This window comes from uncultured Marinobacter sp. (assembly GCF_947488835.1).
In the GTDB taxonomy this organism is placed as follows: domain Bacteria; phylum Pseudomonadota; class Gammaproteobacteria; order Pseudomonadales; family Oleiphilaceae; genus Marinobacter.
Genome location: NZ_CANLBK010000001.1, coordinates 76,090 through 90,114, shown reverse-complemented (window position 1 = coordinate 90,114; position 14,025 = coordinate 76,090). Strand labels below are relative to the sequence as shown.

Here is a 14,025-nt window from a genome sequence, read left to right as displayed (position 1 = left end):
TCACCTGGAGACTAACTATGCACTTGTCTGATTTCTCTCTGAAACGATCCCTGCTTGCAACGGCGCTGATGACCAGCGGGCTGCTAAGCCTCCCCGCGCTCGCGCAAGAAAAACTTCCTGATCCGGTTCAACTTCTGGTTGATCGCGGCGTAACGATCTCGGCAACTTTTGAAGGCCCTGGAGGCATGACCGGCTATGTCGGCAGCATGCCAGGTGGCCCGGTTGCGTTCTATCTCACTCCAGACAAGGAGCACGTGATCGTAGGCAACATGCTGGACAGCCGCGGCGAAAACCTTACGGCCCCGAAAATACAGGAATTGGTTGTGGGACCTCAGAACGAAAAGGCCTGGGGTGAGATTGAAAAAGCCAACTGGGTGCGTGATGGCGATGCCAATGCGCCGGTTATTGTCTACACCTTTACCGACCCTAACTGCCCGTTCTGTCACAGATTCCGCCAAGCCGCGGAGCCTTGGATTGATGCAGGCAAGGTGCAACTCCGGCACGTAATGGTGGGCATACTGGCACAGGACAGCCTGCCCAAGGCCGCGACAATCCTGGGCTCAAACAATCCCAGTGAAGCTCTGAAAGAAAACCAGCAAAATCATGCTCAGGGTGGCGTTACCGTGAATCGCAACATCGTCAGTGCGCATGCGAAAAAAATCAGGCAGAACAATCGGCTGATGTCTGACTTGGGGTTGAGTGCTACACCAAGCACCTATTTTAAAGGCACTGATGGCGCCATCCAGATGAAACAGGGTGCGCCGCGTTCCGATGAAATGGAAGCCATTATGGGTAGCCCAAAACCCTGAACAATTCAGAGATTCTGGCCCAGCGTTGCTGGGCCCTTATCCTCTCAAGTATCAGGCCATACTCTCTACCACACGCACCCGAACAGGCAATCCTTGCCTAACAGATGCACCGCTGACGTTTTCCAGCCAGGTAGCTGTGCCGTCCTTGCGGGTGGGATCCGCAAAACCCAGATCGTTGATGTTCACACCTGCCGCGAGGTAGGGATTGCCGGCGCGCTCCTGACCATCAATGATGTGGCTTGCAGCACCCAGTTCGCGGTGGCCGTAGCCATGCTCAATACCGAGTGCGCCTTCGTGCACGTTACCCCCTACCAACGCCAGCGCCAGAACCTTGCCGCCGGGGCTTTCAATACTGATGGTGTCACCGTGACGCACACCGAACTTCTCAGCATCGTTGCGATGCAAAAGCACCGGGTTGTAAGGCTTGATCATGCGCAGACGCTCAAGCCCAATGGCGTAGGAGTTCATCAGGTTCGATTTGAACGAGAAAGCCAGCAACGGCCACTCGCTCTCCGGATAATGGTCTCTTAGCAGGGAGCCATCCCAGAACCTTGGCGCATGATGCGTGGGGGTTCCCACCAGCCGCTTTCCACTGTAGCTGTCGATTGCCGTACCCACTGCCTCATTGTAAACGCACAAAGGGCGCTTCCATGCATGGCCGAGCTTATCCTTGTCATAGGCCTTCGCCATGGTTTCAAAACGGCCACCACGGGAGTACAAGTGAGCCACAGGGCCAACCTCATCCCCGGCCACCGTGCTTTTGATTCGATCCAGCAATGCCTCAATGCCACTGGCATGGATGTCTTCGTCACTGGCTACCGGCAAAGGCTTTCCAGCCATGGCGATATTGGCCGCCGCGCGCAGATAAAAATCCTCGGCGCGATTCAGGCCGTGCATCTGGCCATCTGCCCCCTCAATTGAATTATCACCAAAGCCCGGCAACTCAAGGCGCTTACCCAGTTCAATAAAGAAGTTGTCCATGCATACAGGCTCACCCGCAGCGGTTTTAGCCTGGCGAGGCTCAACAACCGGCCAACAAGCAGTGGTCATTTTGGTCAGAGTGCCACTCCAGGCGCCGGTGAAGCCCCAAACCTCATACATAACCGAATCCGGCACTACGTAGTCTGCAAAACGGTTGGTTTCGTTAATGAAGCCGTCTACAGCCACATATAAACCAATATTCCCGGGATCTTTCAGTTTTTCTTCCAGCAAAGAGGTCAGGCCCGCCTGGCCATACATGGGGTTAGCCATAACCCCTATCATCGCTTTGATCTTGTAGGGGTACCCTTCAAGGCCAGAAAGCAGGTGTTCAGTGAGAATGGGTGGAGCCAGCGAACGCCAGGGTGCAGCAGCCGGATAAGGAGACTCGCCCGCGGCCACACGGCGTTTGTATTCATTGGTTTTCTCATAGGGGAAACGCGAGCGGGAGAGAAACACGCCCTTGGGCCCAACTTTCCCGGGGAAGTCCTCAAGGTTATAGCGGGGGCCAGCACCAACACCGTTGAAGCTTCCGCCACCTTTGGCCACCCCACCCTTCTGGTTAAAACTACCAACCAGCAGGTTCAGCATATTGATGCTGTATGAGGCATAGAAGCCAGAGCCCGACATCATTCCACCATGGGTGTCTGCCGCCGCCATACGCCCAAAGCTTGTGAAGCGCTTGGCCAGATTGCGTATAACATCAGGCTCAATGCCACAGAACTCTGCGTATTCTTCGATACTGTATCGCATGGCCTCCTGGCGTAGTTTGAACAGTGAACTACGCACCCGTACCGGGCCAGCACCGGTTTCCACAGTGCGTTCAACGAATAATTGGCCGCGCGTGGCTACTTCAGAGCTTTCAAAATCGCCCGTCATGTTCACCACGACCGGGTAATCATCATCGGCGCCGGCCTGTGCCTGGGCTATGTCACTCAGGCGCAGAAAGTAACCTGCACGGGGGTGGTTATCGTCGTCAATCACCAAGTGCGTTGCGTTGGTGTGGCCAGACTCGCCTGCTTTACTGGCGGCCATATTGCCAGGGAGTTCCAGATAATCTTTGGCATAGGCTTCGTTCACCAGCATCCAGCGAATCAATGCCATGGCAAAGGCAGTATCGGTACCCGGCAGGATAGACACCCAACGGTTACGGTCACTGGCGGAATGGGATGCAGCGGCAGTCAGTGCGGGGTCAACCAGCACATACTCCATATTGCCTGAAGTCCGCGCCTGTGCCAGCAAACGGCCCTGACGCTTGAACGGGTTACCCGCCTGGCTGGGCGCGGTTCCGATAAACAAGGCAAACTTTACGTTGGCATAATCCGGCTTCACGTGGGCATTCTTCGCCAGATCATTCATCAGCGCGCCAGAGCCCATACGGAACGCCAGACCACAATAGGCGCCATGATGCCCGTAGTTTCGGGTTCCAAAAGCATTGAATGCAAAGCGCTTAAGCAACGCCGACCGTCCGTAATCCGTTGCTTCCATCACCAGCAACTGGTTTGACTTGGGCCCGTATTCAGGGTTCTCCGAATCCAGTGGTGTTTTCAAATCACGGATAGAGCGCAGGCCTTCAACCTCGCCTTCTCCAAACAGGTTACCGCCAGCCACAATTTCGTCCAGCAACTGCTCAAAGGGAATGGTTTCCCACTGATTGCTTCCACGCGGGCCGGTGCGTTTGAGGCACTTCAGCACTCGCTGGTCGCTGGTCAGCTGTGACATTGCCGCGTTACCACGGGCACACGCAGTCGACCGGTTAAGCTGGCCTTGATCCTGAAAGCTGCTCATACGCTGAAAGGCTTCCAGCACCGGTGCGCTTTCATCCAGATGCTCGTCAGAGGACAACGGGTGGTATGGGTTACCCGATACCCGCAGAACCTTTTCCTCGTTGTTATCGATTCGAACCCGCACGCCACATTTGGTGGTACAGCCATAACAGACGGTAAAAGCGATGCGCTGATCCGGATTAAGCACTACTTCTCCGGTTTTGGGGTCAACTGAGTATTCAGGTGCCAAGCTGTTGCCGTGCAGCCGATCCGCCGTAGCGACACCAGAAGTACCATTCACCAGGCCCTTGCCCATTTTTTCCAGCGGGCCATAGTAGCCCGCCGCGAAAGTTGCAGCACCGCCGGCAGCGGCTGCACCTTTCAGGAAATTACGACGATTCTTGTCCATTATTTTGCTCCGAAGACGTGAATCAATGGCTGCTTGCCTGGAGGCTTTTCTTCCAGGGCACCAGAATGTCAATAATCAGCAGTGCGGCCAGCCAGAGCCCGAAGGTTCCGATAATGCCCATCAACCCGCTGGAACCAGCCTCAATGGCGTAGTGGTAGTAGCCCGCCGTGTTTTTGGCCACGGTTTGTACTTCCATCAGTACCATCCAGCGAAACGTCCAGCCGATGTGCACGGCCAACAGGCCTGCTAGCCAGGAACGCCCTATCCAGCCGGGACGCCGCAGCATAGCGATGGCACTGAGTGTGAGCGCCACCCCCACCAACAAGCCGTAGATCGCGACGGCACGCCACTCGGGGTTTCTCTGCAGCGACGCAAAGGCCTGCTCAACCGAGGGGCTGAAGCCGGTAATACCTTCAGAAACCCAGAGTGCAGCGACCAGGGCAGAGAGAACCATGGTCACGAAGATGACTTTCAGACTCTGCTCGTTAACCTCCTGATCGTTACCTGTCATCAGGCGGTTAATCAGAATCACCAATCCCGCCGCTGCGACCAAACCGGTCAGCACGAACATGACGGGGAGCCAGTAGGTATTCCAGAGAGGACGGGCTTTAACGATCGCCACTTCCGCGCCGGTATAGACCATGATGCCAACAGAGAGAACGAGCGCACCAAGCCCCGCAACCACCAGCATCCAACGAGACGCATGCCATTGGCCCAAGCTGACCCAGCCCGAGAGCCTCGCAATCCACCCTTCACCCTGAGCCTGTACCTGCATAGCCGGCCGCCACGCAAGCCATGCATAAGCCACAACCAGCACGAGATACACGGGGAGCAGCAAGCTGCCTATGGACATCCACGACCAAGGCGTGAGATTCGCGTAGAAATGCCAAAACCTTAGCGGTTGATGCAGGTCAGCCAGCAAAGCTACCGGCCCTACCAGAGTGCAACTCACGGTGACCAACAGGGCCACTTTCGCCAGCGACTCATAATTCTTCTTGCCGAACAGCAAACCCGGCACCGTCAACAGCAGCGCCGAGTATGAAACCGCAATCAGGAAGAAGTACTGGACTGCCCATGGATACCAGGCAATACCATAGCGAGGTGCCAGAACCTCAATGACCGCTGAATTCATAGCCAACCTCCTCACCTTGTTGGTCTCGCACATCCCAGATTGCGGGCTTAGCATCTGGCCGGGATACGAACCGCTCGTCCATGCCCAAATAGAACACGTGGGGTGCAGTGCCCATTTCCGGCTTGAGTACCATCAGCTCGTCGTAGTGTTCTTTCATCATGCGGCTGATCTGGCTGTCGGGGTCGCGTATGTCGCCGATAATACGGGCGCCACCCACACACGACTCCACACACGCTGGCAGCAAACCCACATCCAGGCGATGCGCACAGAAAGTGCACTTGTCTGCTGTTTGGGTATATTCGTTGATAAACCGGGCATCGTATGGGCAAGCCTGCACGCAATAGGCACAGCCCACGCATGCTTCGTTGTCGACGACAACAATGCCGTCCTCACGCTGAAAGGTTGCCTGTACAGGGCACACAGGAACACAAGGCGGAGTCTCGCAGTGATTGCACAAGCGCGGCAGCATAAAGGTGGCAGTGTTGCCCGTCTCTTCATGCTCCACTTCATACTGCGAAACAATGGTACGGAAGTTGCCAAGCGGTGCTTCGTTTTCGATATGGCAGGAAACAGTACACGCCTGGCATCCGATGCACGCCCTTAGATCAATCAGCATCGCGTAGCGCTTTTCAGGATCACCCTCCCTGCGGGGTGGTTGGTCGTTGATGCCAGCAGAAGCAATGCTGCTTAGGGGAACAAGCGCTGCTCCGGCGGTCAATTTGGCTATCTGCCCGAGCAGAGCGCGGCGAATTTTATCCATGAGTTCTCCATCCAATTGCGCTGGACGTGGATTAATAAGGTAACTAACGAAAGTCTAGCGGGTCGGGCATAGGGAAACTTGACGGGGGTCAATTGGAAGCTGTTGAGCAGTAGGGGTATTCCCATAGGCGGGAATGATTGCGGGGGGCACAAAGCAAAACGCCCCAGCTTGTGAGATTCACAAACTGAGGCGCTTTGACTTGAATATGGCGCGGCTGGGAGGATTCGAACCTCCGACCGCTCGGTTCGTAGCCGAGTACTCTATCCAGCTGAGCTACAGCCGCCAATAACTTTCTATCCTGCCCGGATGGGTATGAGCCAACGGGAGGATTATTCGGGCCTTTGGCCCTCACCCCTTCGGGGCCGCCGTCGCTTCGCTCTGGCGTTCCTCAGCACACTTCGTGTGCTTCGGTCGAACCTCTTTCGGTTCAAATCCTTTCTGACTTTTGAGCCAGACTCTATGGCCGGGTTCACGAGTCATTATTCTAAAAAGTGGCGCGGCTGGGAGGATTCGAACCTCCGACCGCTCGGTTCGTAGCCGAGTACTCTATCCAGCTGAGCTACAGCCGCGCATTGATCACTTTAGTTGGTTGAATGCAACTTCAACCTGTTCCGCTTTTCTTATAAAAAGAAAATGGCGGAGAGGGAGGGATTCGAACCCTCGGTACGATTGCTCGTACGGTTCCTTAGCAGGGAACTGGTTTCAGCCACTCACCCACCTCTCCTTCAGAACGGGGCGTATACTACCATAATTTTTCTGTTTTCATAGGCTTGACAAGATTTTTTTAACCTTCATTTCCCCTGAAAACAAAAAAGCCGCCTAAGTTTTGCTTGGGCGGCCTCTTTTCTCTTCTCAGCTGTTGCCCGGCTCCGGCTCATCGCCGTCTTTTTCAGACTGGATGCGCTGGTAGATCTCTTCCCGGTGCACGGCTACTTCTTTCGGTGCATTAACACCGATACGCACCTGATTACCTTTCACCCCAAGCACAGTAACAGTGACATCATCACCGACCATTAACGTTTCGCCAACACGGCGAGTCAAAATCAACATATCCCTTTCTCCCTATCCTGAGCTACCTGTTCCGACAAGTAATGTTTTATTTAGTTCGACTTTTATACTGAGAACACGGGCTAACCAAAAGACGCACATCCCCTTATACGAACACATGCGAGCACTAGGCCAGAAAGTGGGTCTCTTTTTATAAGGTTTCTTCTACTCCAGGCTTGTCCAACTCAAACGCACTGTGAAGTGCGCGAACCGCAAGCTCAAGGTATTTCTCATCAATCACGACAGAAATCTTGATTTCCGATGTGGAGATCATCTGAATATTGATCCCTTCATTCGACAGCGCCTCAAACATTTGAGTTGCCACACCCGCGTGAGAGCGCATACCAACGCCGACAATACTGACTTTCGCGATTTTGGTATCGCCACTGACGCCCCGAGCACCCAGCTCATCCGACACACGCTGAAGCACGTCTTTAGCGCGCTTGAAATCATTGCGATGAACGGTAAAAGTGAAGGCTGTGCGATTATCCTCGCCAACGTTCTGAACAATCATGTCCACACCAATGTTGGCTTCACTTACCGGCTTCAGAATGCGCAACGCACTACCCGGGGTGTCAGGCACTCCAGAGATGGTGACTTTGGCTTCATCACGATTAAAAGCGATGCCGGAGACGACCGGTTGTTCCATGGCGTTGTTATCCTCAAATGTAATCAGGGTGCCTTCACCTTCCTCGAAGCTGGAAAGAACCCTTAACGGAACGTTGTATTTTCCTGCAAACTCTACAGCGCGAATCTGGAGAACCTTGGATCCCAGGCTCGCCATTTCCATCATTTCTTCAAACGTAATCTGTTTCAGCCGACGGGCGCTGTCTACCACTCGTGGGTCCGTTGTATAAACGCCATCCACATCGGTATAGATCTGACATTCATCGGCCTTGAGCGTGGCCGCCAGGGCCACCGCAGTGGTATCTGACCCACCTCTGCCCAAGGTAGTGATATTGCCTTCCTCATCAACGCCCTGGAATCCAGCAACAACTACAACACGGCCTGCATCCAGATCCGCACGTATACGCTGCTCGTCGATCTGTTTTATACGCGCCTTGGTGTGCATATTGTCCGTGAGTATACGGACCTGCGAACCGGTATAAGAGCGAGCATCAAGGCCACGTTTTTGCAGCGCCATAGAGAGAAGCGACATGGTTACCTGCTCCCCCGTAGAAATCAGAACATCCATTTCACGAGGCGCAGGCTCTTCCATAATATCGCTGGCCAACCCGATTAGCCGGTTGGTTTCACCGCTCATGGCAGACACTACAACAACCACATCATGGCCCGCATTGCGGAAGCCAATCACCTTTTCAGCCACTGCCTCTATGCGCTCGGTTGTACCCACCGAGGTGCCACCAAATTTCTGAACAAACAGAGCCATTGTCTTTCCAATATCCGAATCGAGGCCTACGGCAGGGCGGAGCACCCTACCCGTCAATATACAAGCGACCGGAATTATAAACCCCGATCGCTTCTGAAAAATAGTTGCTCAGGTGATATTTTTCCCAACCCACTCAGGCACCCCGGCAAGGGCATCCGCAAGCTTCGAGGCGTCGTTACCACCGCCCTGGGCCATATCCGGGCGACCGCCGCCTTTACCGTCAACCAACCCTGCCAGATGCTTCATCAAGTCACCCGCTTTGATGCGACCAGTTGCAGACTTTGTTACACCCGCCACCAAGGTTACCTTTCCATCCTCTACGCTCGCGAGAACAACCACACCCTCTCCCAGCTTGTTTTTAAGCTGGTCTGCAGTTTCCATAAGCGTTTGACGGTCTGCGCCCTCAAGCTCGGCAGCAACAACCTTCAGGCCAGCAACGTCTACAGCAGAATCAGCCAAATCACTGCCAGCGGAACTGGCCAGCTTGGCCTTCAGGGCATCAACATCTTTCTCAAGCTGCCGATTCCGGTCAATGGTCTGTTGCACCTTGTCGATAACTGTTTCCCGGCTGCCTTTTACCAGTCGGGCTGCTTCACGCAGCGTACGCTCGGTATCGTCAACCCACTCAAGGGCACCAAAACCGGTCACCGCTTCAATTCGACGAACACCCGAAGAAATGCCGCTTTCGGATGTAATACGGAACAGGCCAATGTCGCCAGTGCGAGTTACGTGGGTGCCACCGCAAAGCTCTACAGAGTAGCTGTCGGCACCCATGCTCAGCACCCGAACCACATCACCGTACTTTTCACCAAACAAAGCCATGGCGCCTTTTGCTTGCGCCTGCTCCATATCTGTAATGTCGGTCTGTACTGCGGTGTTGCTGAGAATCTGCTCGTTTACCTGGCGCTCAATTTCTTTCAACTGTTCAGGCGTAACCGCTTCGAAATGCGAGAAGTCAAAGCGCAGCTTGTCCGGATCCACAAGAGAACCCTTCTGGCCTACATGCTCTCCCAACACTTTGCGCAATGCCGCATGCAGCAAGTGCGTGGCAGAGTGATTCCGGCGAACCCGCTCACGGCGTGCGTGGTCAATGCGGGCGTCCACTTCCAGGCCTTCGAACAGCTCACCCTCTATGAGGGTGCCCACATGCAGATGGTTATCACCGTCTTTTCGCGTATCGGTTACCTTGAAGCGGCCACCGCTCCAGGTCAGCAGCCCGGTATCACCTACCTGGCCACCAGATTCAGCGTAAAACGGTGTGCGCTCCAGCACCACAATTGCTTCATCGCCGGCTTCTGCTGCTTTCTGCTCGCCGTTGACGATGACGGCACGGATACGCTCGTGGCCATCAATGTGCTCGTGGCCGGTGAACTCGGTTTTACCGTCAATACCCAGGCCAGCTGCGTTGTAATCCATGCCAAATTTGCTGGCAGCTCTGGCCCGTTCACGCTGGCTTTCCATGGCTTTTTCGTAGCCTTCATAATCCAACGTCAGGCCACGCTCTCGGGCGATATCGTTGGTAAGGTCCACAGGAAAACCGTAGGTGTCGTACAGTGTGAAAACCGTCTGACCGGGAATTATGTCGCCTTTCAGGTCGGCGATATCCTGCTCCAGCAGGCGCAGGCCTTTATCCAGAGTTTTTACAAACTGTTCTTCTTCCTGCAGCAGCACTCTCTCTATCTGTTTCCGGCTGCTGACCAGTTGCGGAAACGCCTCGCCCATCAACTCAACCAATGCACCGGTTAACTTGTAAAAGAACGGACCGGTAGCGCCAAGTTTGTTGCCGTGGCGAGCTGCGCGACGAATGATGCGGCGCAGCACAAAACCACGACCTTCATTTGAAGGCATAACCCCGTCGGAAATCAGGAATGCACAAGAGCGGATATGATCGGCCACTACGCGCAGACTGGCTTCCGTTGTTGCAGCACCGCCCAGTATGGCCGACGCTGCATTCAGCAGATCATCGAACAGGTCAATTTCGTAGTTGCTGTGTACGCCCTGCATCACAGCGGTAACCCGCTCCAAGCCCATGCCGGTATCTACCGAAGGCTTCGGCAGCTTAAGCATCTCGCCATCTGCAGTGCGGTTGTACTGCATGAAGACCACGTTCCAGATTTCGATGTAGCGGTCGCCATCTTCGTCAGGGCTGCCGGGAGGACCACCCGCCACGTCCGGGCCGTGGTCATAGAAAATTTCGGTACAAGGGCCGCAAGGGCCGGTATCGCCCATCTGCCAGAAGTTATCTGAAGCATAGGGTGCGCCGCCATTGTCGCCAATGCGAACAATACGATCTGCTGGCACGCCCACTTCTTTATTCCAGATATCGTAGGCTTCGTCATCATCGGCGTAGACGGTTACCCAAAGCTTCTCAGCGGGCAGCTTCAGCCACTGTTCGCCGGTCAGAAAGGTCCACGCATAGTTGATGGCTTCGCGCTTGAAATAGTCGCCAAAGCTGAAGTTGCCCAGCATTTCGAAGAACGTATGGTGGCGCGCTGTGTAACCCACGTTCTCCAGATCATTATGCTTGCCGCCAGCACGAACGCATTTCTGGGAACTGGTCGCGCGATTGTAGTCGCGCTCCTCACGGCCAAGAAATACGTCCTTGAACTGGTTCATTCCCGCATTGGTAAACAGCAGTGTCGGATCGTCTGCCGGCACCAGCGAGCTGCTTGAAACAATGGAATGACCTTGCTGTTTAAAATAATCGAGAAATGCCTGTCGCAACTCTGCGGTTTTCATAGCCCGTTGATACCTTTCCATAAATCCCACCGGGAAGCGGCGGGATCCGCGATTGAATTCGAATACTTACATGCGTGTGCAAATCGGCTACTCTAGCACACGCTGAGTACAGGAAAAACGTGAAAAATCACAGGAGAGCCCATGCCCCGCCGCTTCCACGCCGCTGACGAATTACTACCCCCGGCGACGTTTCTCAAACGATCACTGGCCATTATTTACGATGGCCTGATCAGCATTGCCGTACTTCTGGTTACCACATGGATATACACCATGATAACTGGCTGGATTACCGGCTGGGACAGTATGGAGCAGAAGGCAGAAGCGGGGCAGCTATCCGGCGACCCCGGCCTGACATTCGTATTGTTTCTGGTGATGTACCTGTTCTTTGCGTATTTCTGGACACGAATCGGGCAAACACTGGGCATGCAGGTTTGGCGTATCCGCATTGAGAATCTGGATGGCTCCTCGGTGAGCTGGAGTCAGGCTCTTCGTAGGTATGTGAGCGCAGCGGCGGTATTTTTTCTGGCTCTTCTGGCCGGCTACTACCTCGGTTCGGCAACTCTATTTCTGTCCGTTCCAGCGATGATCGCGCTGTTCTACCCTATAAACGGTCTGTCCATAACTGACAGGTTTTCAGACAGCATGGTTGTCGGCATCCCCCATAAAGCCAAGGCAGGCTGAACCAGAATGCCGGGCGGCTATCCTGCCCGGCGCATCAATACGCCACCAAACAACGCACTGATTGCAATCGGCACGACCACCGCCAGAACCGGGTTAAACCCATAAACCAGGCTCATGGGGCCCAGCAGGTCCTGCATATACTTGAATAACAATCCCACAAGTAGCCCGGTAAACACCCGGAACCCCATAGTCACTGAGCGCAGCGGCCCAAAGATAAAGGAAATCGCCACCAACACCATCACCCCTGTGCCCAGCGGCATCAGGGCCTTTTTCCAGAAGGCCAGCCAGTAGGGAGAGCCATTTAGCTCCTGATCACCAAGGTAGTTGGCGTAGGTATACAAGCCTGTCATAGAAAGGTTTTCCGGCTTAACGATCAGCACGCTCAACACACTTGGGGACAGCCCCGTATCCCAGCGCAGACTCTTGTGATCTACCCGCTTGGTGGATTCACCCTCAAGGCGAGTGGTCGTGGAGTTCTCCAGCAGCCAGTGGTCGCCCTGATAAATTGCCCGCTCCGAGAAACTGGCCGCTATCAGTTGCCGCTGATCATCAAAACGAAACAACGAAACACCGTGCAACACACCGTTTGGCTGCACCGCATTAAGGTGCATGAACACATTACCCTCCCGGTGCCATACCCCGTGGGCTGCGGCCACACTCTGGCCCGCACCGAGAGCAACCGCTTTATGGCTTTGAGCAGCGCGCTCCGCCGGGGGCGCCAGGTACTCACCAATAAGGACACCCGCCAGAACGATCACCAATGCAGGCTTCATTGCAGACCAGACAACCCGTTTGATAGAAACCCCGGCCGCACGAATCACCGTGAGCTCGGAAGAACTGGCCATGCTACCCAGCCCGATCAAACAGCCCATAAAGGCTCCAAGAGGCAGGTAGTCGTATACCCGGCGCGGCACGGTAAGGACTACAAACCAGAGGGCATCCAGAATCTGATAGTTATTACGGGTGTCGTCCAGCTCGGCAACGAAGGCGAAGATCAGGTCGAGGGACAGAACTACGAGCATCACCAAGAGCATGGCTCCGCCTACATTGCGCATCACATAATGATCGATCTTACGCATTGACCACTCCTTCCCGCTTCACCTTTTTCCTGTGAAGCCAAGCCGGGCCAAAGTGCAGCCAGAGACCAAGCGCAAGGAAGATCGCGTGCACCCAGAGCATGCCCAACCACTCAGGCACCTTGCCGTCCGCCATGGCATCTCGGGCAACAATCAACAAGCCAAGGTAGGCAACGTATACAAGCATGGCGGGCAGAAGATGGAAAAAGCGCCCTTGTCGAGGATTAACCCGGCTTAGCCGAACCGCCAGCAGGGTTACTATCGGAACAATCAGCGGCAACGAAAAGCGCCAGTGCAACAAGGCCCGGTCGCGGGGGTCGTTCGACTTCATCAACTGACCGGTAGTGACGCCCTCATCCAAATCCACATCACCGCTGCTGCCGCTGCGAATCTTCAGGCCGTAGGCTTCAAAGCTTGTAATCTGGTAATCCAGTTTCCCGGGCGTCCCATCAAAACGCGCACCGTTCTCGAGAATAAGGAAACGACTGCCGGTTTCCTCATCAATCAATTGGGATCCGGAATCGGCGGTGATGACGTTCACACCAGTTCCGCCTTTACCGTACTCAGCAATAAACACGCCTTGCAGCTGGCGCTTATCATCGCTAAGGGCCTCGGTGTAGGTCACTCGCCCACCCGACGAAAGCTTCTGGAACCGCCCCGGCGCCAGCAGATCGAATTCGGTTGCCTTCGCCTGCTCCGCAAAAATTTCTTCAACCTGCTGCATACCCCAAGGCGAAACCATCAGACTCATGCTTCCGACAATCAACATGACGACAAGGCTGCCCACCAGGGTTTTTGACAACAACTGACCGTCGCTTACACCGCAAGCGGACAGCACGGTCATTTCACTTTCGAGATACATACGGCCATAGGCCAGCAGTATGCCGATGAACAGACCTAACGGAAGGATAAGCTCAAGAAACCCGGGAAAGCGATACGCCATAATTTCAAACAACACGCCGGGGGCAATCTTGCCTTCAGCGGCACCGGCCAAATATTTGAGAAAGCGGCCGCTCATAAACACCAGCAGAAGAATGCCCGAGACGGCAACCATGCTGACCATAACCTGACGTATGAGATAGCGGAAAATAATGCTCAAAACGGTTTCTCTGCCCGTATAAACCGGAACATGGAGGAATGGGAAAACTGCGGGTATTCTATGTAACCTTGGGGCTGAATAACAGTGTAGCCCTCCTAACTTGATAATCCGCCTACAAACCCCAATGCTTGGGGGAACA

The 14,025-nt window shown here is 54.6% G+C and carries 10 protein-coding genes and 3 tRNA genes; 2 read left to right on the top strand and 11 right to left on the bottom strand.

All coding sequences use genetic code 11. The annotated features are described in order from the left end of the window. The first annotated feature begins 17 nt into the window (after nt 1–17). Nucleotides 18–809: a thiol:disulfide interchange protein DsbG gene (dsbG, locus tag Q0824_RS00410; protein WP_298446809.1), complete on the top strand. Its 792-nt coding sequence runs from the start codon at nt 18–20 to the stop codon at nt 807–809. 51 nt (nt 810–860) lie between these two features. On the opposite strand, the gene Q0824_RS00405 is transcribed toward dsbG, so the two are convergent. The 9 genes from Q0824_RS00405 to alaS all read right to left on the bottom strand — a co-directional run bounded on the left by Q0824_RS00405 (nt 861) and on the right by alaS (nt 11,030). Continuing rightward, complete coding sequence (locus Q0824_RS00405) at nt 861–3,962, bottom strand: molybdopterin dinucleotide binding domain-containing protein (protein ID WP_298446808.1); 3,102 nt, start codon at nt 3,960–3,962, stop codon at nt 861–863. Nucleotides 3,963–3,984: 22 nt separating this feature from the next. Continuing rightward, entirely contained in the window at nt 3,985–5,094 is a 1,110-nt protein-coding gene (gene nrfD, locus Q0824_RS00400) for an NrfD/PsrC family molybdoenzyme membrane anchor subunit (RefSeq protein WP_298446807.1), read from the bottom strand. Further along, complete coding sequence (gene dsrO, locus Q0824_RS00395) at nt 5,075–5,854, bottom strand: sulfate reduction electron transfer complex DsrMKJOP subunit DsrO (protein ID WP_298446806.1); 780 nt, start codon at nt 5,852–5,854, stop codon at nt 5,075–5,077. The genes nrfD and dsrO overlap by 20 nt, the downstream gene beginning before the upstream one ends. Before the next feature lie 206 nt (nt 5,855–6,060). Then, nucleotides 6,061–6,137, bottom strand: a tRNA-Arg gene (locus Q0824_RS00390). A gap of 209 nt (nt 6,138–6,346) precedes the next feature. After that, nucleotides 6,347–6,423, bottom strand: a tRNA-Arg gene (locus tag Q0824_RS00385). 65 nt (nt 6,424–6,488) lie between these two features. Then, a tRNA-Ser gene (locus Q0824_RS00380) sits at nt 6,489–6,578 on the bottom strand. A gap of 128 nt (nt 6,579–6,706) precedes the next feature. After that, entirely contained in the window at nt 6,707–6,904 is a 198-nt protein-coding gene (gene csrA, locus Q0824_RS00375; protein WP_100640407.1) for a carbon storage regulator CsrA, read from the bottom strand. A 148-nt stretch (nt 6,905–7,052) separates the two neighbouring features. Further along, a complete protein-coding gene (locus Q0824_RS00370) occupies nt 7,053–8,291 on the bottom strand; it encodes an aspartate kinase (protein ID WP_298446805.1) in 1,239 nt (412 codons plus the stop codon). Between the two features lie 108 nt (nt 8,292–8,399). Then, a complete protein-coding gene (alaS, locus tag Q0824_RS00365) occupies nt 8,400–11,030 on the bottom strand; it encodes an alanine--tRNA ligase (RefSeq protein WP_298446804.1) in 2,631 nt (876 codons plus the stop codon). Between the two features lie 141 nt (nt 11,031–11,171). Between alaS and Q0824_RS00360 the strand changes: the two genes are divergently transcribed. Then, nucleotides 11,172–11,711, top strand: a complete 540-nt coding sequence (locus Q0824_RS00360) for an RDD family protein (RefSeq protein ID WP_298446803.1) — start codon at nt 11,172–11,174, stop codon at nt 11,709–11,711. A 17-nt stretch (nt 11,712–11,728) separates the two neighbouring features. Here Q0824_RS00360 and lptG read toward each other — a convergent pair whose 3' ends face one another. After that, entirely contained in the window at nt 11,729–12,790 is a 1,062-nt protein-coding gene (lptG, locus tag Q0824_RS00355; protein ID WP_298446802.1) for an LPS export ABC transporter permease LptG, read from the bottom strand. After that, nucleotides 12,783–13,886: an LPS export ABC transporter permease LptF gene (gene lptF, locus Q0824_RS00350; RefSeq protein WP_298446801.1), complete on the bottom strand. Its 1,104-nt coding sequence runs from the start codon at nt 13,884–13,886 to the stop codon at nt 12,783–12,785. Before lptF ends, lptG begins: the two co-directional genes overlap by 8 nt. Nucleotides 13,887–14,025: the final 139 nt, after the last annotated feature.